The organism is Candidatus Bathyarchaeota archaeon (assembly GCA_026014745.1).
Classification (GTDB): Archaea; Thermoproteota; Bathyarchaeia; order Bathyarchaeales; family Bathycorpusculaceae; genus Bathycorpusculum.
On sequence record JAOZHS010000002.1, the window covers coordinates 644,644 to 666,118 of the forward strand.

23 protein-coding genes are annotated in these 21,475 nt (G+C 47.4%); 15 read left to right on the forward strand and 8 right to left on the reverse strand.

The window, feature by feature from the left end; genetic code table 11:
* Positions 1 to 49 precede the first annotated feature (49 nt).
* The 10 genes from NWE92_10005 (at position 50) to NWE92_10050 (ending at position 10,567) form a co-directional block, all read left to right on the forward strand.
* Positions 50 to 1,720: a DNA topoisomerase I gene (locus tag NWE92_10005; protein MCW4029962.1), complete on the forward strand. Its 1,671-nt coding sequence runs from the start codon at positions 50 to 52 to the stop codon at positions 1,718 to 1,720.
* Entirely contained in the window at positions 1,717 to 1,998 is a 282-nt protein-coding gene (locus tag NWE92_10010; GenBank protein MCW4029963.1) for a DUF167 family protein, read from the forward strand. The genes NWE92_10005 and NWE92_10010 overlap by 4 nt, the downstream gene beginning before the upstream one ends.
* Positions 1,999 to 2,032: 34 nt before the next feature.
* The gene (locus tag NWE92_10015; protein MCW4029964.1) at positions 2,033 to 3,367 is read left to right on the forward strand and encodes a PQQ-like beta-propeller repeat protein; all 1,335 of its coding nucleotides are present in this window, start codon (positions 2,033 to 2,035) and stop codon (positions 3,365 to 3,367) included.
* An 86-nt stretch (positions 3,368 to 3,453) separates the two neighbouring features.
* A complete protein-coding gene (locus NWE92_10020) occupies positions 3,454 to 3,888 on the forward strand; it encodes a nuclear transport factor 2 family protein (GenBank protein ID MCW4029965.1) in 435 nt (144 codons plus the stop codon).
* Between the two features lie 208 nt (positions 3,889 to 4,096).
* Positions 4,097 to 5,710: a phosphoenolpyruvate carboxylase gene (ppcA, locus tag NWE92_10025; GenBank protein MCW4029966.1), complete on the forward strand. Its 1,614-nt coding sequence runs from the start codon at positions 4,097 to 4,099 to the stop codon at positions 5,708 to 5,710.
* Between the two features lie 344 nt (positions 5,711 to 6,054).
* A complete protein-coding gene (gene fhcD, locus NWE92_10030; protein ID MCW4029967.1) occupies positions 6,055 to 7,017 on the forward strand; it encodes a formylmethanofuran--tetrahydromethanopterin N-formyltransferase in 963 nt (320 codons plus the stop codon).
* Between the two features lie 77 nt (positions 7,018 to 7,094).
* Positions 7,095 to 8,357 carry a peptide chain release factor aRF-1 gene (gene prf1, locus NWE92_10035; GenBank protein MCW4029968.1) on the forward strand — a complete coding sequence of 421 codons (1,263 nt, stop codon included), beginning with the start codon at positions 7,095 to 7,097 and terminating at the stop codon, positions 8,355 to 8,357.
* 241 nt (positions 8,358 to 8,598) lie between these two features.
* Positions 8,599 to 9,429: a D-fructose 1,6-bisphosphatase gene (locus tag NWE92_10040; protein ID MCW4029969.1), complete on the forward strand. Its 831-nt coding sequence runs from the start codon at positions 8,599 to 8,601 to the stop codon at positions 9,427 to 9,429.
* Positions 9,422 to 10,264: a metallophosphoesterase gene (locus NWE92_10045; GenBank protein ID MCW4029970.1), complete on the forward strand. Its 843-nt coding sequence runs from the start codon at positions 9,422 to 9,424 to the stop codon at positions 10,262 to 10,264. The genes NWE92_10040 and NWE92_10045 overlap by 8 nt, the downstream gene beginning before the upstream one ends.
* Before the next feature lie 147 nt (positions 10,265 to 10,411).
* The gene (locus NWE92_10050; protein MCW4029971.1) at positions 10,412 to 10,567 is read left to right on the forward strand and encodes a ribbon-helix-helix domain-containing protein; all 156 of its coding nucleotides are present in this window, start codon (positions 10,412 to 10,414) and stop codon (positions 10,565 to 10,567) included.
* Positions 10,568 to 10,573: 6 nt separating this feature from the next.
* Here NWE92_10050 and pyrF read toward each other — a convergent pair whose 3' ends face one another.
* Complete coding sequence (pyrF, locus tag NWE92_10055) at positions 10,574 to 11,341, reverse strand: orotidine-5'-phosphate decarboxylase (protein MCW4029972.1); 768 nt, start codon at positions 11,339 to 11,341, stop codon at positions 10,574 to 10,576.
* A 149-nt stretch (positions 11,342 to 11,490) separates the two neighbouring features.
* Between pyrF and NWE92_10060 the strand changes: the two genes are divergently transcribed.
* Complete coding sequence (locus NWE92_10060; protein ID MCW4029973.1) at positions 11,491 to 13,407, forward strand: aconitate hydratase; 1,917 nt, start codon at positions 11,491 to 11,493, stop codon at positions 13,405 to 13,407.
* A gap of 36 nt (positions 13,408 to 13,443) precedes the next feature.
* Here the strand turns inward: NWE92_10060 and NWE92_10065 are convergent, their stop codons facing one another.
* The 3 genes from NWE92_10065 to NWE92_10075 form a co-directional block, all read right to left on the reverse strand.
* Positions 13,444 to 13,863, reverse strand: a complete 420-nt coding sequence (locus NWE92_10065; GenBank protein ID MCW4029974.1) for a hypothetical protein — start codon at positions 13,861 to 13,863, stop codon at positions 13,444 to 13,446.
* 24 nt (positions 13,864 to 13,887) lie between these two features.
* The gene (locus NWE92_10070; protein MCW4029975.1) at positions 13,888 to 14,091 is read right to left on the reverse strand and encodes a hypothetical protein; all 204 of its coding nucleotides are present in this window, start codon (positions 14,089 to 14,091) and stop codon (positions 13,888 to 13,890) included.
* 174 nt (positions 14,092 to 14,265) lie between these two features.
* Positions 14,266 to 14,961 (reverse strand): hypothetical protein, encoded by a 696-nt coding sequence (locus NWE92_10075; GenBank protein MCW4029976.1) that lies wholly within the window; start codon positions 14,959 to 14,961, stop codon positions 14,266 to 14,268.
* 469 nt (positions 14,962 to 15,430) lie between these two features.
* Between NWE92_10075 and NWE92_10080 the strand changes: the two genes are divergently transcribed.
* Positions 15,431 to 16,690, forward strand: coding sequence for a radical SAM protein (locus NWE92_10080; protein ID MCW4029977.1), 1,260 nt, complete (start codon positions 15,431 to 15,433; stop codon positions 16,688 to 16,690).
* A gap of 42 nt (positions 16,691 to 16,732) precedes the next feature.
* Here NWE92_10080 and NWE92_10085 read toward each other — a convergent pair whose 3' ends face one another.
* From NWE92_10085 to NWE92_10100, 4 genes are all read right to left on the reverse strand, one after another.
* Positions 16,733 to 17,593 (reverse strand): UbiA family prenyltransferase, encoded by an 861-nt coding sequence (locus NWE92_10085; protein MCW4029978.1) that lies wholly within the window; start codon positions 17,591 to 17,593, stop codon positions 16,733 to 16,735.
* A 131-nt stretch (positions 17,594 to 17,724) separates the two neighbouring features.
* Complete coding sequence (locus tag NWE92_10090) at positions 17,725 to 18,231, reverse strand: hypothetical protein (GenBank protein ID MCW4029979.1); 507 nt, start codon at positions 18,229 to 18,231, stop codon at positions 17,725 to 17,727.
* Positions 18,232 to 18,246: 15 nt separating this feature from the next.
* Entirely contained in the window at positions 18,247 to 18,444 is a 198-nt protein-coding gene (locus tag NWE92_10095) for a hypothetical protein (protein MCW4029980.1), read from the reverse strand.
* Positions 18,441 to 18,686, reverse strand: a complete 246-nt coding sequence (locus tag NWE92_10100) for a hypothetical protein (protein ID MCW4029981.1) — start codon at positions 18,684 to 18,686, stop codon at positions 18,441 to 18,443. Before NWE92_10100 ends, NWE92_10095 begins: the two co-directional genes overlap by 4 nt.
* Before the next feature lie 99 nt (positions 18,687 to 18,785).
* Between NWE92_10100 and NWE92_10105 the strand changes: the two genes are divergently transcribed.
* From NWE92_10105 to NWE92_10115, 3 genes are all read left to right on the forward strand, one after another.
* On the forward strand, positions 18,786 to 19,544 hold the full coding sequence (locus NWE92_10105) for a hypothetical protein (protein MCW4029982.1): 759 nt from the start codon (positions 18,786 to 18,788) through the stop codon (positions 19,542 to 19,544).
* Positions 19,545 to 19,646: 102 nt separating this feature from the next.
* On the forward strand, positions 19,647 to 20,261 hold the full coding sequence (locus tag NWE92_10110) for a TetR/AcrR family transcriptional regulator (protein MCW4029983.1): 615 nt from the start codon (positions 19,647 to 19,649) through the stop codon (positions 20,259 to 20,261).
* Positions 20,258 to 21,391 (forward strand): alpha/beta hydrolase, encoded by a 1,134-nt coding sequence (locus NWE92_10115; GenBank protein ID MCW4029984.1) that lies wholly within the window; start codon positions 20,258 to 20,260, stop codon positions 21,389 to 21,391. Before NWE92_10110 ends, NWE92_10115 begins: the two co-directional genes overlap by 4 nt.
* Positions 21,392 to 21,475 lie beyond the last annotated feature (84 nt).

Sequence of the window (21,475 nt, forward strand, 5' to 3'; positions counted from 1 at the left end):
GTTATAGTTGGACAGACTAAAGAAACTTTGCCGCAACAAGGTGTCTCATTTGAAGCATGTTATGAAGAGTTTAAAGCACAATGGCATATACGTGCCCCCATACGACTCCAAAGGCTTCACCGTAAAAATCCAAGGGCAAACCTTCAAGCTTACAGAAAAAACCGAGCCTATGGCGATGGCGTGGACACGCAGAATCCTCTCCACCACCATAGCGCCACCAGACAAAGTGTTCAAACTGAATTTTATGCGGGAATTTCTCGGCAAACTCAAAGAAGAAAACCCCCAAGCCACCATACTTGAGGGCTTTACCAACAAATATCTGGATCAAATCGAGAATTCTCCAGACCCCCAAAACGACGGCGGCAAACCGTTAGCGTTAGATATCGATTTTAGCCAAGTAACCCGCTATGTCGAAGCCGATAAAGCTGCTAAACTTGCTGTAAGCAAAGAGGAGAAGAAAAAGCAGGCGGAAGAACGCAAAGAGGCACGGCAAAAACTCCGAGACCACTTCGGCTACGCAGAGGTGGATGGGCAACGTCTCGAGGTGGCAAACTGGACCGCCGAACCCAGCTGCTTATTTGCGGGACGCGGTGATCATCCGCAGCGGGGCAAATGGAAAGAAGGCCCCAGCCAAGAAGACATTACACTTAACCTTTCACCAAACACCCCCAACCCAGAGGGATGGAAAGGCAAAGTCACCTGGGAACCCAACAAGATGTATGTCGCCAAATGGATCGATAAACTCACAGGCAAAGTCAAATACGTCTGGTTCAGCGACACCGCATTTCTAAAGCAGAACCGTGAGATGGAGAAATTCAAAAAAGCCGAAAACCTAGGCAAACAAATCGGTCAAGTTGAAAAACACATCCTAAAAAACCTTGAAGCTAAAGAATTGGAACGCCGAAAAGTAGCCACAGTTGCTTGGCTTATCTTCGCGGTGAACATGAGGGTTGGCGACGAAAAGGACCCTGACGAAGCCGACACTGTAGGCGCCATCACCCTGCGTGATGAGCACATTAGCATCGAAGGCGACCAAGTTACCTTTGACTTCTTAGGCAAAGACAGCGTCCGATGGGTAAAAACCATCCAGGCCCCCGCCGCCGTCGTCAAGAACCTTGCTGCTTTCAAGAAGGACAAATCAGTCCAGTACCTCTTTGAAGGCATCGACAGCAAAAAAGTCAGCCGCTTCCTCTCCGAGAAAGTGCCTAAGCTCACCGCTAAGGTGTTTCGTACCTGGAAATGCACTAAAACCCTAAAAGAAGAACTGGACAAAAGCAGGGTAACCAAAGCTGACCCTGACTACAAAAAAACCTACGCGGCGAAAATGGCTAACTTCAAAGTCGCCGAAGTCGCTAACCACAAACGCAAAATCCCGCCCACCTTTGACCAACGTGTCGCAGAAAAAGAAGCCAACCTCAAAGAGCTCCAAGTTCAGCTGAAAACCAAAAAGGCAGAGGGCAAAAAAGTCGAGTCCATAGAAGCGCGTATTGAACGGGCTAAACTTGACATCGAACTCACCAAGCTCACCCGCGAATACAATCTGGGCACCTCGCTAAAAAGCTACATTGACCCCACAGCATATGTGAAGTGGGCTAAGAAAGTCAAGTTTGACATCGAAAAATTCTACCCTAAAACGCTACGCAGCAAGTTTAGCTGGGCGTTGCAACAGAAACGCAAAACCGAAGAATCCTGCCCCGAGTCCGAGTGCATCACCCCATGAGCATCAAGGAGACCCAAGAAGGCGTCCTCCTCACAATCTACGTGAAACCCAACAGCCCCAAATTCAAACTTGAACGAGACGGAGACGAATTCGTCGTTTACGCTACCGAGGAACCCCAGAAGGGCAAAGTTAACAAAGAAATCCTCAAAGAAACCAGCAAACTACTGGGCACCGCTGTGGAGCTTGTTTCGGGTGCGACATCGAGGCAAAAAGTGCTTTTAATCCGCGGCAAAGACAAAACAGCTCTAGAAGCCGCGTTAAGTAAACGGTTAATTTAGTAAAATTCTTAAGTTCTAAAAGCTGAAGGGCTTTATGCATAAGCGTCTTGTTTTAGGTGCCAGCGCATGCTTAATTGTTATCGTAGTTTCTGCTTCGCTGGTACTCTATGCAGAGACACTTACACCTCATTATGATACCGCTGATGGGGACAGTATCGTTTGGCAGGTTGGGTTAGAACATTTTGTGGATGATTTTGCCGTTGCAGATGGAAGAGTGTTCATAGCAGAGACCAGTGGGGGCGGTTTGCAGGGTTACGACGCGAACAATGGGCAGTTGCTTTGGAATCAAAGTATAGCGGGCACTCAAGTTGCTGCGTTTGACGGCAAAGTGTATGTTGCAACAAATGGGCTTAACGTAGACCAAGTTAATGAGCGTACAGGTGAAATTGAAAATTCTTATGGCGTTTTAGGGGATGAATTTTCATACAAGTGGAGCCCCACGTTATTCATCGCTGACAACAAATTGTTTGCATCCCACGGCAGCAGCATTGCCGTGTACAGTTTGGAGACTAACCAAGAACTCTGGTCCAATTTCATGCAGCATGAAGTGATTGGCGGCGCGAGCAACGCTTTGTCTAATAGCACTTACATCTATGTCCACTACAATCCTAATCGGGCGGCAACTTACCGTTTGAACCCCAATAGTGGAGATGAAATCTGGAAATATTCAGGCTCCACAGGTGCACCGATAACGTCAGGACAGCAGGTAATTTTGTGGAATTCTTTACCCAGTGAACTAATCATCAATGGAAGCATTCCGCAACAATACACAATGGTTTGTTTAGACGTTAACAGCGCAGAAAAACGCTGGGATTTTAACACAACCTCAAGCATCTTTGAACCCATCATACGCGAAGACGTGGTTTTGTTTGCTGCACATGACGGCTATTTTTACGCATTAAACATCTCAGATGGCAGTCTAAAATGGAAAATCAACGTTGACCCCCTTGACGTTATCAAGAACTCAGCCTCTATCAGAGGGGTTTACTTTTTCGAGAGGACAGCAAAACCGTTGCTTGATGCGGAAAATCAATCAGTCTATTGGACGCTTATTCGAACGGATATCGTCAAACATTATACCACAGAAGAGAGCAGTCCAGCAGGCATGGTTATTGCAGTGGATTTGCAAAATGCCAGCACCAAATGGTATACACCCCTCAACAGCAGCGCTGCATGTGTTGGCAATGGGGAGATGGCTTTGCTAAACAATCGACTGTTCGTCAGCGGCAATGCAGGTTTGCTGTGTTTAAACGCAGACTCAGGGGGTTGCCTGTGGGAGAGAAGCTTTGACCACTACGTCAACATACCCATAGTTTATGGAAACAGAGTGTTTGTGACTGCTGACACATACGTCATATCGTACAAATGAAGCCAAATTCCTGGGTGAATGCTGTCTCAAAAAGCAAGCACATAAGTTAAAATTACCTAAAAACAGACGGCTTATTGTGATTATTTATGAAAGCTGATAGCAAAACGCAAAACGAAGTAACCTCCACGCTTAAGCAAATGTTTGATGCTTACCAAAAAAGAGACCTAACAGCCATGTTAGCAGTTGTAGCGCCCGACAAGGACGTGATAGTTATCGGTTCAGGCGCCGACGAACGCTCCCTTGGTCCTGAAGAATTCGGCAAAAGCGCCAAACGCGACTGGGCACAATCCGAAACCGCATCAATCAACCTTGGAGACACCAAAGTATCCATGGCAGGCGTGATTGCATGGTTTGCCGCGGACGTTACTTTCCAATTCGCCATCAGAGGAGAACAATCCAAGTTGCCAGGACGCTTAACAGGTGTTATGGAGAAGCGTGAGGGTAAGTGGCTGTTGATGCAGATGCATTTCTCTACGCCCAGTAGCCAGCAGCAACAGGGACAATCATGGCCCCAAGCATAATGGGGGACCTATCGAAAATCGAAATATCCCTTTTAAATAGAAAACGAGTATTGTTCGTTTAAGCAGGAAAGGAGAGAAAGGAGAAAGATAAGCGAGGGACTTACACCCTCATCCCCCAACCACAACTTTTAGAGCCGAAAGTGACTGTTTCAGGGTATTTTTCGCGTCAGATATCTGTAAAATTAAAATAAACCGTGTTTAAACTCTCATGGAGCAAATTAGGATAGAAAACTCCATGAGCAGCCCAAACGAATATCGAAATATCCCCAAAACCATGTCCACCCAGCACCCCGACAACGCCAACGTGCCCGAGTGGAACAAAGACGAAGTCATCAACGGCAACGCCGAGGTTATGGAGGCATATTACGCATATAGCAATCTGGGCTGTCAAGAAGTCATGTGGGACAGCGAAGGCAAAGACACCGACACCCGCGTCGCCCGCAAACTCGTCCAAAAATACTGGGACTACTTTGCAAGCCACACCATCGGCGAAGACGTATTCCTCACATACCGTATCCCAAACCCCAAAATCGAGGGCGCCGAGAAAAAAATCATAGTTGAAACCTTACAGAACATCCCAGTCGCCTACGACGTGGCTTCGCTGGTTTACAAACGGGAAGTTGCCCCAATCTTTGAAGTTATCCTTCCGTTCACAACGGAAGCTAAAGAAATCATCATGCTCTACAACTACTACAAAAAAGCCATCGTCGAAGCCCAAGACGCCACCCTCTACGAGGGAACCACCGTCAAAGACTGGATAGGCAACTTCAACCCCAAAGCCATCCAAGTCATCCCCCTAGTCGAGGACTACGACAGCATCCTCCACGTAGACAAAATCGTGGCACCCTACCTTAAAGCCTTCAAACCCCGCCAGCAACGGGTCTTCATCGCACGCAGCGACCCCGCACTCAACTACGGCTTCATCTCCGCAGTGTTGCTCACCAAAATCGGGCTTAGCAAACTAAAAGCACTCGAAAAACAGCAAGACACAGAAATCCACCCGATTCTTGGCGTAGGTTCAAAACCGTTCCGTGGTCACCTTTCACCAGATAACATTGACAATTTCCTCGAAGAATACCGAGGCTTATCCACCGTCACTATCCAATCCGCCTTCCGCTACGATTACCCCCAAGAACAAGTCAAAGAATGCATCCAAATCCTCAACCAACGTCTCCCCAACGGCACCCCCCACATCATAGAAGACGAAGACCACGAAATCCTAACGACGATTTTAGAGAAGTGCCGAATACAATACGAACGCCAAATCGAGGTCATGGCGCCCTTTATCAACAGCGTCGCAGCATACGTGCCACAACGTAGAGCCCGCAAACTCCACATTGGACTCTTCGGATATAGCCGATGCGTCGCAGGCGTTTGCTTACCCCGAGCCATATCCTTCGCAGCTGCACTCTATAGCGTCGGGTTCCCTCCAGAATTCATAGGAGCCAAAGCACTCGCTGAACTTAACGATCAAGAATGGACTACCCTAAACAAGCACTACCTCAAAATGCACTCTGACCTCAAACTTGTCGGCGAATACGTCTCAATCGGCAACCTAAACATGCTCCTTGAAATGAGCCACGCAGTCGCCAAACGCTCAGGTATGGCAGAAGACAAACTCAAGGAAGCCATCACCACAGCTATAGAAGACCTCAACACCGTCGAACAAAAACTCGGCATCAAACTTGGACCCAAAGGTGTAGCTCAGCGTAAACATGAAAACTTCACCAACAACTTCCTACTCTCCTACCTACAAAAACAGGATACAGAAGCAAAAACGGCGCTCACAGAATCGGCGAAACTAAGAAAATGCCTCGGCTAGTCGCATCAGCAACACCCGTTAGAACCTATCACTAACCAGAAGCAAAACCACTACACTTTCTCTTTAAATTCCCATTTTGGGACTCTTTTTACGATTTATACTTACATACGGAGGGGCAGGTCTCTGAAGTGACCTCCAACTTGAGGTTGGCTGTTGGTTTCCTGTCCTTTTTAGGTTGACGAGAAGGGAGTGTTTGGGTTTGTTTTTGTCCAGAATCGGTCAAGTTGAAAGCTTAAAATTCATGAAAACTCTTAAATTATACAAAAGCCCACTCAAGAGGCAAGGTCTCTTCAATGTCGAATAACTCTAAGGTTGAAATCCAAAGTTACGATGAAACCCAGAAGATGTTTTACGTCAAATCGCCCTCCGGCGAGGTTGTACAGGTACAGGACACCTTTGCAGAGATGTTCCCGCTTTGGGCAAGCCGCATCCTCATCACCGCCCAAAACGAGAAATGGGCACAAATCGCCGCGTCCGTAACCACTGGGTTCGCCACAAGCGTCATCATGGCGCCCGCAGAAGCCGCCATCGAACGCTACGTACCCGCCGACCAAACCCCCGACAAACGCCCCGGCGTACTGGTACAAATCTACAATAGAGACCGATTCGAACTCAAACACCAACTCATGCAACGCATCGGGCAATGCATCATGACCTGCCCCACAACCACCGCATTCAACGGTTTAACTGGCAAACGCGTCCTCGCCGTCGGCAGCAGCCTCCGTTACTTTGGAGACGGCTGGCAGAAGAAAGCCCTAGTCGGCGGACGAAAATGTTGGAAAATCCCCGTTATGGAAGGCAACTTCTTCGTAGAAGACGGATTCGGCGCCATGGAAGGCGTCGCCGGCGGCAACTTTATGATATTCGCTAAAACTCAAGAGCAAGGCTTAGTCGCTTCTGAAGCAGCAGTCGAAGCCATACGCGCCAACGCCCCCGATGTCATAATGCCCTTCCCAGGAGGCGTATGTCGCAGTGGCAGCAAAGCAGGCTCACTCAAATACAAAATGAAAGCCTCCACCAACCAAGCCTACTGTCCCACCCTGCGCACCATCGTGCCCGACACCGTGGTTCCCGAAGGCGTAACCAACGTCTACGAGATCGTCATGAACGGCTTAACGCTGGACGCCATCAACAAAGGCATGGCTGAAGGCGTCTTAGCATCGCTGTCTTGCCCTGGAATTGTAAAAATCTCCGCAGGCAACTACGGCGGCAAACTCGGTCCTTTCAAGGCGTTTCTGCGTGATACAATCGGCGCACCCGCCCCAGCGGTTCCTGAAGCACCACCGGCAAAAAAGGCTAAAGCCTAACCCCGGTTTTTGGTCGCAACTTTTATTTGAGTCCTGTTAGCGTAAGTTATGCGGATTAACCAGTTAGTGAAGAAAGTTTGAGTACAGAAAAAAAGTCGTCTTTGGAGCTGTTTAGGCTAAGAAAAACAATCGATGCCCTAGCCCGCAAAGAAGGCAGCCACACCGAACTCATCACCATCTATGTGCCGCCCGACAAGCAAATCAGCGATGCCCTCAACCTGCTCCGCAACGAGTACGGCACCGCCAGTAACATCAAATCTAACGTGACCCGCAAAAACGTGCTTGACGCCATTGTGAAGGCACAGCAGAAACTCAAACTCTTCAAAGACCCCGGAGAAAAGGGCATAGTTATCTTCACCGGCGCATTGCCTCAAGAGGGCGGTGGACCGGGCACAGAACGCATGGAGTCCTATGTGATTGTGCCACCGGAGCCTATTCGGATTTTCCTTTATCGATGTGATAGCCGTTTTCACACGGAGCATCTGCAGGAGATGTTGCGTGAGAAGGAGGCTTATGGAATTTTGCTGGTGGATGCCAATAACGCCACCATCGCCACGTTGCAAGGCAAACACCTCAACATTATAATGCAGATGCATTCAGGTGTTACGGGCAAGACCCGTGCGGGTGGCCAGTCAGCGCGTCGGTATGAGCGTCTTCGCGACATGCAACTAAACGAGTATTACGGTCGTGTGGCGCATCATGCAGATGAAGTGTTTTTGCCAATCGACAACCTCAAGGGCATCATCCTTGGCGGTCCGGGTCCCACGAAGTATGATTTCCAGAAGGGTAATTACCTCAATTATCAGTTGCAAAACAAAATCCTTGACGTCGTGGACACCGCATATGTGGAGGAGCAGGGCGTGAAGGAAGTGGTGGATAAAGCGCCTGATATCATGAAAAAAGTCCGCTACATTGAAGAGAAAGAAATCATGCAGAAATTCCTCTACGAAGTCGGTCACGACAGTGGGCTTATTACTTATGGTGAAGCCGAGGTGCGTCGGTTAATGAATAGTGGCGCCGTGCGGCTGGTGCTGCTCTCTGAAGAGGTAGATTTGGTGCGTGTCATCGTGAAATGTAGCGCCTGCAACTATGAGGAGCAACATACAGTCAAAGGTAAAGACCTTGCCGCGTTTGAGCAGGGTCTAGTCGGCAAACCCTGCGGCGGTTGTCAAGCTCCCTCGCTCACAGTTGTGGATAAAAAAGACCTCGTGGACGACCTCGCCGAACTCTCACAACTAACAAACACCGACATCGAAGTCATTTCAACCGAAACCGAAGAAGGGCAGATGCTCAAAAACGCGTTTGGCGGCATAGCAGCCTTCCTACGATTCAAACTCTAAAACCGTTCTGATTTGCTGACAGAGGACTCACCCTCCCTTTTTGAGGTATAACGAGACAGGATTTCAACTGATTTTCAACATATTATTGGATAGGTTTTCAGCCAATACCGACCTACCCCTCTTAGTGTTCTGCGCCGCGATGAATTTATTGGGGCAGCCAAATACGGGGGCTAACGGATTTTTTACATCTGAGGTTGTGTTTATGAGGTTGTACGCAAATATTGAGTTGAAGGTTTAAGCTATGTCAGCGCAGGTTAATTGGCAACAGATTTTCGCTGAATTGAAAGTTAACATTTGGGAGGCAGTTAAACCCTGCCTTTGCTCGCTAAAGTCGCCTTTGCCAGATTTGGGTGTGGGCGCAGGCGGAGACCGAACCAAACCCGCAGATTTAGCGGCAGAAGGCGCCATTGTTGACACACTCCAGCGCTGGGGGATCTCATTTACGTTGGTGAGTGAGGAATCTGGCATCCAAGCCTATGGCGCCAAAGCAGAATCGTGCTATGTGACGACTGACCCCATCGACGGAACCACCAACCTCATGCACGGGTTACCTTTCTACGCCGCATCCATCGCAATCTCGGACAAACCCATGCTTGCCGAGGTGCATGCCGCTATGGTTGCAGACTTTATCCATAATCAAACCTACACGGCAATCCGTGGAGCAGGCGCCTACCGCAACGGCACGCCCATTCATACATCCAAAATTGTGTCACTTGATGACGCCGTAGTAGGCTTAGATGTCAACACTTACAAAACTAAACCCAACATCCCCACTTTTGCAGCTATAATTGAGAACACTAGGCATACTAGGCATTTTGGCGCTAATGCGTTGGAGGTCTGCTACGTTGCGGATGGTTCAACGGATGGGTTTGTGGATTTTAGGGGCAAAATACGCACCACTGATGTCGCCGCAGGCTTTCTAATCCTTAAAGAGGCAGGCGGAATAGTGTCTGACCCAAAGAATCAGCCCATAAATGTTCCCTTAGACCCCAAGCAGACCCTTGACTTCATCGCATCCGCCAACATGGAAATCCATAAAGCACTATTGGGTCTGGTCAAACCAAATGTTTAGTCTGCTGCTACCCAACCCAGCCGCCATGGCAAAAACCCCCCAAACCAAAACCCTTCTTATCTCTGACCCACACCTCGGCTGGGAACTCGAACTCCAAGAAAAAGGCATACACGTCCCCAGCCAAACCCAGAAACTCCAAACCAAACTAACCGCAATCCTAGAAGAATACAAACCCGACAAACTAACCATCCTTGGCGATGTCAAGTACACGGTGGTATCTAGTGAACATGCGGAGTGGCGGGATATCCCCGAATTCTTCCATCAACTCCAAACCCACGTCAAAGGCATTTCGGTGGTGCGGGGCAACCATGACGCTAACCTTGAACCGCTTCTCCCAGAAAACGTGGAACTCCTCCCCGCTACGGGGGCAGTGATTGGTGATGTGGGGGTGTTTCATGGGCATAAGTGGCCTTCGCCTGCGCTTTTAGGCTGCAAAACCTTGGTTATGGGGCATCTGCATCCTGTGGTGGTTTTCCTTGACCCTGCAGGGTTTAAGTTGACGCGGCAGGTTTGGATGCGAGCAACCATTGACACTGAGGCGTTGGGAAAGGTTTTGCTCACCAAGCAGGGCGTTAAGGTTGAAGGTTCAGTTGGGGAGACACTACAGAAGCATTATGGCGTCAAATTACGGGCGCAGGAGCTCTTTATTATGCCCAGCTTCAACGATTTTTTGGGTGGCAGACCCATAAACGAGACGCGTCCCAGAAAAGAAAGCGGCGCCGAAGCCCTCATCGGACCCGTGCTGCGTTCCGAAGCGGTAGATGTGGATAATTCGGAGCTTTACCTATTAGACGGCACATACCTAGGGACGCTTAACCAATTACGAAAATTATGACTACCCTCGGATTTCTCGGTCAGGTTGGCCGCTTCATAGACTCAAACGAAAGAGCGGCATGGATTGATGATTTCGTGCGAGACACGCCAACTCTTATATGTGCCACATAACATATGGCTAACATAGTTTAAGGGAGAGAAACAAAAAATGAAACTTGTAACAGTCTTATTGCCAGAGGCGTATCTGGAAGGTTTAGATGAACTCGTCCGAGCAAACATGTACCCCAGCCGAAGCAGCGTCATCCGAAGCGCAGTTCGAGACCTGCTCAAAAAAGAACTCTGGGAAAACAAACGCGGAAGATAACCGCGCCTAAATCCCCTTTATTGACTCACAAAGCATACGCGCTGCCCGAGCAGGATCAGCTGCATTCACTATTTCTCGTCCAACAATCAAGTAGTCAGAGCCTGCTTTGATGGCTGTTTCTGCCCCGCCGCCCTGTGCACCGACACCAGGCGAATAAATCGCGACGTTGCCGCCCAAAATCTGCTTGACTTCGGCGATTTTCTTAGGCACCGTAGCCCCCACCACCACACCGTCAGCACCCCATTTCAAAGCCTTCTTTGCAAAAGACACATACTGCGGCATCTGATTGCCCGTCTCAGCCTCCACAATGGTTTGCCCATAACCCTCCACGGCACCTTTGTGACTCATGTAGGTTAACAGGATTACGCCGCGTTGAAGTTCTTGGGAGACTTCAAAAATGGGTTTTAAGCCTTCTTCCCAACCCACAAACGGATTAGCGATGAGAGCGTCAAAGCCTGCAGCATAGTAGTACCGCGCGATGATTTGGTTGGTGTTGCCGATGTCGTTTACTTTGGCGTCCATTATGGCGAGCATGCCTTTTTCATGGACAAGCTTCACCAACTCCGCTACTCCATCAAACGTCCCCAAAGGCAAAGTGAGATGGTGGTTGAATTTTACGGCGCAGACGTAGGGGTGAACTGCCTCCAAAACCCCTCGAGCCCTATCAAAGAGGCTGTTTTTGTTGGGAACGGGTTCGAAGGGGAAGTCTAGGGCTAAGACGATTTTGGAGTTTTTGCTCTGAGATACATGCTGCATACGCTGCTTAAACGACACGTCAAATCCTCGCTTGTACTGTTAGCGGCTAGCTATTTCATTTTTTCCCTCAAACGCCTCCTAAACCGCAAAGGCGCATGCGAAAGTTAAAATTTCTCTGCTGCCAAGTTTGCCTAAAAACAATCACGTTTATTTGAGGTTGAAGAAGCATGAAGTTAACTGTTGCCCAAAAAGTCATCAGCAAACACATAGTCGAAGGCAAAATGCAAGCCGGAGAAGAAATCGCGCTAAAAATCGACCACACCCTCACCCAAGACTCCACAGGCACCCTGGCCTACCTCGAATTCGAAGCCATGGGCGTCCCAAAAGTCAAAACCCAACTAAGCCTCAGCTTCGTCGACCACAACATGCTCCAAAACGACTTCCGCAACGCCGACGACCACCGCTACCTCCAAGACGCCGCCGCCAAATACGGCATAATCTTTAGCCGCCCCGGCAACGGAATATGCCACCAACTCTTCTTAGAACGCTTCGCCCGCCCAGGCTATACGCTACTGGGAAGCGACAGCCACACCCCAACCGCAGGCGGCGCAGGTGTAATAGCCATCGGCGCAGGAGGCCTCGACGTCGCCGCAGCCATGGCAGGAGAACCCTTCTATCTCGAAATGCCCAAAATCGTCGGCATCAAACTCGTCGGCAAACTCCAACCCTTCGTCTCAGCCAAAGACGTAATCCTCGAAGTCCTAAGACGCCTAACCGTGAAAGGCGGCGTCAACAAAATTCTCGAATACTACGGACCCGGAGTAGAAACTCTTAGCGTGCCTGAACGGGGGACCATAACCAACATGGGCGCAGAAACCGGCGCAACCACCTCGATTTTCCCCTCCGACAACGTCACCAAAGCATTCCTCGCCGCGCAGGGACGAGAAGTAATGTGGGTAGAACTATTAGCTGACGAAGGCGCAGTCTACGATGAAACCCTCGAAATCGACCTCTCCACACTTGAGCCCCTCATCGCGTTGCCCCACAGCCCCGACAACGTCAAACCCGTCCGCGAACTCGAAGGCACCCCTGTGGATCAAGTCTGCATCGGCAGCTGCACCAACAGTTCCCTGCGGGACCTCAAAATCGTCTCCGCCCTGCTTAAAGACAAAAAAGTGCATGAAAACACCAGTCTCACCGTCTCGGCAGGTTCACGTCAAGTCATGGAGAACCTCGCAGTCGCAGGCGAACTTGAACCCTTCATACTTTCAGGCGCAAGAATCCTAGAGAACGCCTGTGGACCCTGCATCGGCATCGGACAAGCCCCACCCACCGCCGCCGTCTCATTACGCACCTTTAACCGCAACTTTAAAGGACGCAGCGGCACCCAAGACGCCAAAGTCTACCTCGTCAGCCCCGAAACCGCCGTCGCAGCCGCCCTAAACGGCAAAATCACCGACCCACGCAAACTCGGCAGCTTCCCCCAAATCAGCATGCCCAAAAAATTCTTGCTAAGCGACGCCATGTTTATTCAGCCCAGCTTCTGCGCAACCCACAAAGTAGTCATGGGCCCCAACATCAAGCCACTCCCAACCTTCCCGCCCCTGCCAGAGAAGCTCTCAGGTGAGGTGCTCATAAAGACAGGCGACAACATCACCACCGACGACATCATCCCCGGCGGCTCCGAAATCATGTCGCTACGCAGCAACATCCCCGAAATCAGCAAATACACCTTTGTCCACATCGACAAAACCTTCGCCTCAAGGGCACTTGAGAAGTGCGGCGGCTTCATCGTAGGCGGAGAAAACTATGGCCAAGGCAGCAGTCGCGAACACGCAGCCATGGCACCCAAATATCTCGGTGTAAAAGCAATCCTCGCCAAATCCTTCGCACGCATCCACCTCGCAAACCTCACCAACTTCGGAATCGTCCCCCTTACCTTCGCCGACAAATCCGACTACGCAAAAATTGAGCAAGGCGATGTGCTTGAGATTGCAGTAGACGGCTTGACGGAGACGCTGGTGGTTAAAAACTTAACCAAAGGCACCGAAATAAAAGTCAAGGTCAATCTTAGCGGCTTAGAGAAGGAAATGGTCAAGGCAGGCGGAAAATTAGCCTACATTAAAGCTAAACAAAAACAGTAAAAAACAGCAAGTGCACAGCCCTGTTCGAGTGTGCCCTTAAAGCCCCATTTCGGCTAGTTTTCTGGGGCTGTTTATTTCTATGCCTTTGGTGCCTGTGATTAGCCGTGTTAGCTTTGAGTTGGCTTCTGCGCCCATGGTGACGACGCGGTCGCCTTTGTAAGAAACCGTTATGGTTATGCCTTCGCGGCAGAAATCCTCAACTATCTCTCTAATCCACGGCATATCTTTTTGCACTTCCCGTAACCCATCGATACCGCGGTGGAGACTCTCCGTTAGACCTTTCTGTGTGGAGCCTTTGCGGGCGCTGGAAACGATTTCTTTTATGAACTGTTTGTCTTTGGCATTGACATCGATTTTTTTGTCCTGGACAATGACTTCCACGGCTTCAACATTATTTTGGCTAATGATTACTTTGCCTGATTTGAGAGACTCAACTAGCAAAGTAGTTAACTGCACGCTACCTCGCCTAAAATGGAAGTTTTAAGTTGCTTCTTTAGCCATAACAATGTCGAGTACGACTGCACCGTTGACGCGAGCTTTAAAGACGCCTGTGTCGAGGGTGAGGTCTTCGAAGCTGAGTTTGAGGTCGGATTGTTTACCTGCGAGTTTGTCGAGCACTGCAATAATTGTGTCACCCATGGTTTGAGCAGTTCGTTCCATTGATTCAGAAACATTTTTTTCCATTAAAAACACCACTAAAATTTGGATTGGACGCTATAAATACATAACCGACATAAAAAAATAAACAAACGCGTCTTGTTTGGATTGTTTTGCCTGAATTTTTTATTTAAAAAATTAAATTTTTATGGTTACCTCATAGAGGTAGTAACCACTTAACGGTTAATTAAAAAGGGGAAACTAAACGTCCCAAACGGTGCTGTTTTTGAGTTGCCAAACGACAACTAGCGTCATCTGGGGGTTATTGTAGCCCTGTACATTCGTTAGGGTGTCAAGGACGCCTGTTTCTTGGTCAAAGAACGCGGTAATGTAGTCATTGCGCCATGTGCTTTGGGTTGGGTCGTTGATGTCAAAGAACGAGTTCTCAACAGTGAAACAGTTTCTCACTCGGCTGCTGTTTGCATATGTTTTGGTGTCAGTACTGTTTACGATTAGGCCATCTGCTCCTGTTGGGCGTAGTTTATCGTTTTGTTGTAGGCCACCGGCATAGATAGCCCAGAAGCCATTTTCGTCGGTTTGGTTACCGTTTGATATGTCAATTGTGTTTTGGGATGTTAGCGAGGTTCCGTTTTGAAATTTCCATTCTGTGCTAAGAGACACAAATGTGCCCTGAACATCGGTTATGGTGACTTTGTAGTATTGTGTGGCGTTATATTGCCCGAACTCGGCGGGTTGCGTTGCGTTTTCGCCTGTCAAAATGGAAGTGCCGCGCAATTGATATGTGAATGAATCGCCAACGCTAACGCCAGCAACCACTGCTTTCGGTGTATTAGTGCTAGTGGCATATATGATGGCTGCAGAAGCCACAATCAAAACAACTACCAGAATGATTGCGAAGTAGACCTTTGTTGGGGTTCCTTTCTTTCGGCGGTACATAGCTTATTCATTGCCGTCAGGGACTATTTAGTTCTTTTCCCAAAAGCAAACCGTAACACCCAGCTTACACTCGCAGTCAAAGATCAACCCAAAGACATGTGTGCCATGTTAAAAACCCCAAGAGCAAACATCTGATTGCTTCCAAGATCGAAAAAAAGACAACAAAACGCACAAGCTACAAGCAAACCAATAATCCACCAAGCACTAAGCTGAAATAGAACACAAATTGTTAACTGTTTTTAAATTAATACGAACAAGCATGCATCGATTATGTTGTTATATTGAAATATGTCCAAGATGGACACAAGGTATAATAATCAAACTCTCGGTTGTCAATAGAGCTATTGGATGCCAAGGAATTGTTAACAGGGCAGTAGAGAAGGGGGATGCTTGTTGACAATACTACATCGGATAGCCTACGGTTGGGCCTTTGCCTAAAGAGTTAAAAAATGTTCAGCGAGTTGAATCCATGAACGACCTTAATCCTCCAGAGCACACCCTGCGGAAATTTTACGCTGCCAGTAACGGTTGCCCAGAAAACCGAATAGACACAGCTCGCGTCCAAAAATATTTAGTAACGCAAGGTTGGGAACCCGCGCCTAATTGGCAAAACGCGGATTTGATACTTTTCAATACATGCGGCCAAACCGACATAACGGCACAGCATTCCATTGGAATAATCAAAGAAATCGAAAACGGAAAAAAAACAGAACAGCAACTAATCATTTGGGGTTGCCTTCCCAAAATCGACATGGAACTGCTAAAAGAAAATATCTGCACAGGTCTTATATCTCCCGGCTCAGAATTACCTGAACTTCCCTCATTAATAAATGCAAAAAACACAATCGACATGGTCTCAGCCAACACAATTTCATCTAAATGGCCAGTCAAAAAGGAAAACGCTAAAGAGCACAAGCGTTTCAGCGGTTCACAGGTAAGTCAATTAACCAAAAAGGTTGTTTTATCATGGGAAGATTATCTGGGGTCTAGAATTAATCTTGTTCGAGTCAAGGACCCAACAATATTTTACATAAAAATATCTACCGGATGCCAAAACAACTGCGCCTATTGTGCAATAAGAAAATCCCGCGGAAAAACCCGCAGTAAACCCATCGGGACCATTGTCTCCGAATTTAAAGAGGGTCTACAAAAAGGCTTCAAACGATTCAGCTTTTTGGGAACTGACTTAGGCTCCTACGGAGTAGATATCGACACGGACTTAGTTAACCTATTAAACGAACTTACAAGCATTGAAGGCAAATACACGATTAGCCTCAGAAACATACATCCATACGACATGAATCGGATGCTGGACCGATTTATCCCTCTATTTAAAACTGGAAAAATCCCCTACATCGAATTAGCTGCAGAATCAGGCAATAACCGAATTCTAGAATTGATGAACCGAAAATACACCATCGAAGAATACAAAAACATAGTGAACACTATTCGGCAAACAAACCCGAACATAATTATCAGAACACAAATAATTGCGGGATTTCCAACTGAAACTGAAGAAGAATTCCTCGATTCGATGCGCCTTCTTGATGAGGTTATCTTTGACTATGTTGAGGTCTATGAGTTTTCACCCAGAAAAGGCACACCAGCCGAAAAAATGGAACAGCTACCCAACAAAGTAAAACGTGACAGATTTATAAGATTGTACAAAAAAGCCCTCTTAAACCGAACCGCACTAAAAATCAAAGACCTCATCTCAAACAAAATGTAAAACAATAGCTAAAGCGCAATCAATGCTCGTATCTTTATTGTTTCAGCAAAACAATCTCATTGCAATAAGCCCTATTACGAACAGCACCAAAGTAAGGTAAAGCTGGCGAATTCTGGTGCGTCCCTCTTTTATCGTGCGGCTGCGTAACAACTTGAGAGTTAAGTAGCCTACGACCAAATCGGTTGGGAAAATCAACAACAGATAGACAAGCCCAAACCAATCTACAAAACAGAGCACCAAGGTTACCGCAATAAATGAAGCAAACAAACACGTAGAGAACCGAAGCGCAGCAGTCCTCCCTCGGATACTTGCAAAGGTTTTTGCGTGCCGCTGTTTGTCACCTTCAAGATCCATGGCGCCTCCCGCAATTTCCTCCCCAAAATCAAACATGAAAGCCAAAGCGCCAAAAAGCCAGACAACGCCATTGAAAGCTTCACCTGCGATTACTCCGCCAAAAATAAACGTCATGGCAACAGAGGAACTCACCATCGCGTTCCCAGGCAGACCAGCGTCTTTGAGTTTCCAGTTATATAATACACCAACAGCCCAGAGTATAGAGGCAAGAATTAGTTGCAGGTACCCTAAAGCGGCAGCTGCCAAGATGCCAGAGGCTGAGAATACCAACATCAAAAGTTTTAGCTCAGAAATAGTAATCCTCCCAGAGGGCAGAGGACGCGTGGGATGATTAATCCGGTCGACGTTTAGGTCGAAATAGTCATTTGAAATCATCGCGGCACCAGAAATAAAGAAGCCGGTGAGGAAACCCAAAACCGCAATAGATACTGAGGGTAAATGCCCCAAGGCCAGTATCTCGCCGGCTACAACGCATATTCCTGCGGCGAGGGGCAACTCCGTTTTTAGAAGATCAGAAACCGCCTTGACTTTTGAAGTGAGGTTAACCAATTTATGCTCTCCTAAACTGTTTTTTGGGAAACAAAATGGGGAAGGAAATTCGCCGTTTAGCGAGGGTATACCTGTTTTCCTCACCAGCGAACCTGCAAAGAGGGCGACGGCGTATACCCTGTCTGAGAACTCTAGTGCCCCCCTTGAGCGAACTGCAAAACTGGTTTTTTGCGCGATAATATTCCGCCTAACTCCTGCGCCCAAGCACTAATTCGGCTTTTGTCTCTGTTATCAGTTGTTACGCGACCTGCGAACTTCATTCGTCCTCCAAAGACCTCCATGGCAACGGGTTTAACGGCAAGGTATTCTTTTGCGACCATTTCGAGGTAACGTTCCACTGCGGCAGGGTAGGTTTCCGGGTTTTCGCCTTGATACATGGCTGACACGAAAAGGGCCACGTTTTTGTCTTCAAAGTTGCTTTTTAGGAATTGCAATGCTTCTTTGTACCATTTCCCCATTCTTATGCCGCTGGCGACAACCACACTGCCGTAAGCGGAGAAATCGGGATGCCCGTTTCGACGTAAATCAACCAGATCAACGTCGAGGGCATATTGGTTTTGGAGGGTGTCTGCAATTAGTTGAGCGGTGTCTTCTGTTGCGCCGGATTTGGTTGCGAAGGCAATTAACACTTTATTCATTTTTTTGGCCTCCGGTTATGGTTTCTTGGATTTATATGCCATCAGAGCCATTGTTCCGAAGCTTGCAAGGATTGTTATGATGGCAAAGCCAGCGTGGAATTGTAGGCTGCTTGGTTCGATGGTTGCCGCTTGAGAGATGCTAAAGCCGCAGACGACGGTGGAAAAGGCGAAGAGGGCGGTTATGGCGATTCCGAGTTTTGTTAGGACATTCATTGTTTTTTCACCTCGGTTCTGTTTTGATTTCTTATTTGGTCAGGCGATAAGTCGACGCGGAGAGTTCCCTTGCTGCCGACAACTTCGAGCATTACGCCTTCAACGAATTCGGCGTGTAGCAATTGCCCGATTGTGCCTTCAACCAGCACGTTTTCGCAGGTGCCGTTGGCAAGGTTTATTGTTTTGAGGCATTCCTTCGATTTCAGTTCAATCGAGAAGGAATTTTCGCCATTTTTTTGCATTTTATTTATCTCCAAGAATCCATGTTGCAATAAAAAGCCATTAATGTTAGTTGACGAAAATACTAAATCACAAACAACAGTGTATACGTGTAAACATCGGTGATAATGTTGGATGGCGAAGGGATAGAGAATCTGTTTTTTAATTTATCCAGCAAAAGCAGACTAGACATACTACGCTCCATCAGTGTTGAAAACCTGCGGATGAACGAGATAGCCCGAAAAAACGATATAACCGCAACTGAGGCGTCAAGGCAGATTCAACGGTTACTAGATGAACTCATAATTGAGAAACAGCCAGACGGCTCATATACGCTGACAAGTTATGGAAAACTGTTCCTGCATTTTTTTCCAACGCTTGAGTTCATCTCCAAGCACAGACAATACTTCCTGAGGCATGATGTCTGGCGGCTACCTTCTCAATTCATCAGCAGACTTGGCGAGCTAAACGGCGGAACATTATATTCGGAGATAGCTGAAACCGTAAACAACATCGAAAAAATGATGCAAACAGCAGAAGAGTTCGTGTGGGTGTTAACTGACCAAGCCATGACTTCCCACAGTAACGTCATGATAGAGCAGGTTTCGAAGGGAGTCAAATTTAGGTCGTTAATCCACGAAAATATGAGGTCTAATCAGGTCAGGGTGTTTGGTAAAACTGTGGAGCGTCGAGTTTTGCCTTCTATTCCAGCGCTGGTTGTGATTACTGATAAAGAAGCTTTCCTTTCGCTTTTAGCCGTGGATGGCAAGATTGTTCATTCAGGCTTTTTTGGGAGCGACCCTAATTTTATGGGGTGGGTTACGGATTTATACCTCTATTTCTGGAACCAAACCAAACTTGGCTATCCAAAATTGGGGTAATATGAGGTTTTTTGTTGTTGTGCAGGATAGGTATTTATGCCAGCCCGATATAGACTGAAGAGTCTAGACCGATGAGTCTATATCCTAATTGGTGAGTGCACCATGGACAGATTCGAAAAACCCTTCGAACACAAACAAGAACTACAAGAAGCCGCACTAAAAGAATTCAACAAAAAAGGCTACAGCAAAGCCTCACTAAGCGGCATCCTAAAAACCGCAAAAATGAGCAAAGGCTCATTCTATTACCACTTCAAAAACAAAGAAGACCTCTACTTTGGCCTCATTGAAGTGCTCATAAACAAGAAAAAAGCCTTCTTGACCGAGAACGTTAAACCGGCAATGCTGGAAAAAGACATTTTCACCATCCTCAAATACCAAATGAAAGTAAGCATCAAGTTTGCCAACCGCTACCCTGAAATCGGAAAATTCTCTGAACGCTTCATCAAAGAAAAAGGCAACGCCATCTATCAAAAAGCACTCAAAAAATACAACTTCATGAACAACGACGCCCTCAAACCCCTAATCGACGCCTCACACCAGCGAGGCGAATTCAGGGAGGATTTGCCCCCAGAATTTGTCAGCAACATGATTGGCTACTTTCTCACCCACGCTGTAGAAATAACCCAGATGTCCAAAACAGACGACTACGAAGAGAACATCAATCACTTGATTGATTTTTTGAAAAATGGGCTTGAAAGAAAGGAGCAATTACAATGATGACTTTTACTTTTCCAGTAGGCTACTATGATTTGCACAGGACGAAAATTATCGATTTTCAGCTCAATAGGTGGTACTCGTTTGGTTACAGCCGCCTAGAAGACATGCAAGACGCCGCAAGCAAAATTCGCAACCTCAACGACTGGAAACCTGAGATGGTTCGACAGGCAGAAAAAGCCCTCACCGAAAACAGAACCCTCAACGCCGCATTCTATTACCGAGCAGCAGAATTCTTCACACCCTCCTCAGACCCCGATAAAGAGGTGCTCTACTCCAAATTCAAAGACATCTTCTACAATGTCGTCTTCAAAGATGAACCGCTTGAACGGTTCAGTGTACCATACGAAGGCTCTTTTCTGCCTGCACTGCGTGTGCCATCGAAAGGCTCAGAAAAGAAAGGCACCATAGTGATTCATGGAGGATTTGATTCCTACATTGAAGAGTTCTATTCGATGGCGTCTTACTTTGCAGGCCTAAACTACGATGTGGTCATGTTTGAGGGTCCCGGCCAAGGTGCAGCTTTGAAAGAGTTCGGTTTCCCTTTGATTTATCAGTGGGAAAAGCCGGCTAAAGCAATCTTGGACTACTTCCAGCTTGATGATGTCACTTGGCTTGGTATATCCATGGGCGGGTGGCTCTGCTTTAGAGCGGCTGCATTTGAACCCCGAATAAAAAGGGTAATCGCCTCAAGCATCGCCTACGACTACATGAAGATACCACCCAAGCCGGTTGCAGCTTTTGCTCGTTGGCTCTTCAACTATCCTCGCCTGATGACTTACTTGGCGGATTTGAAGATGAAGAAGATGCCTCAAGAGAACTGGGGCGCCAAAAATCTCATGTACATCACAAAAAAAGACAACCCCTATGAAGCCAGCAAAGTGCTATTGGATTTCAACGAAGAAAACCTCGAATCTGATTTGGTGAGGCAGGACGTGCTCATCCTCACTGGGGCTGAAGACCATTTTATTCCACTAAAAATGCATAATCTTCAAGTGAAAGCGCTAACGAACGCAAAGTCGGTGACCGAACGTATTTTCACTGAAGCAGAACAGGGACAAAACCACTGCCAAGTAGGGAACATACAACTTGCACTGGACACGATGGTTGACTGGATTTCAAAAAACAGTTAAAACTGAAGAAAGAAAGCCTAATAAATCCTAAATAGACCTATTTTTTGTGTTCTTTTTCCTTTCAACAAAGATTGTAAGATGATT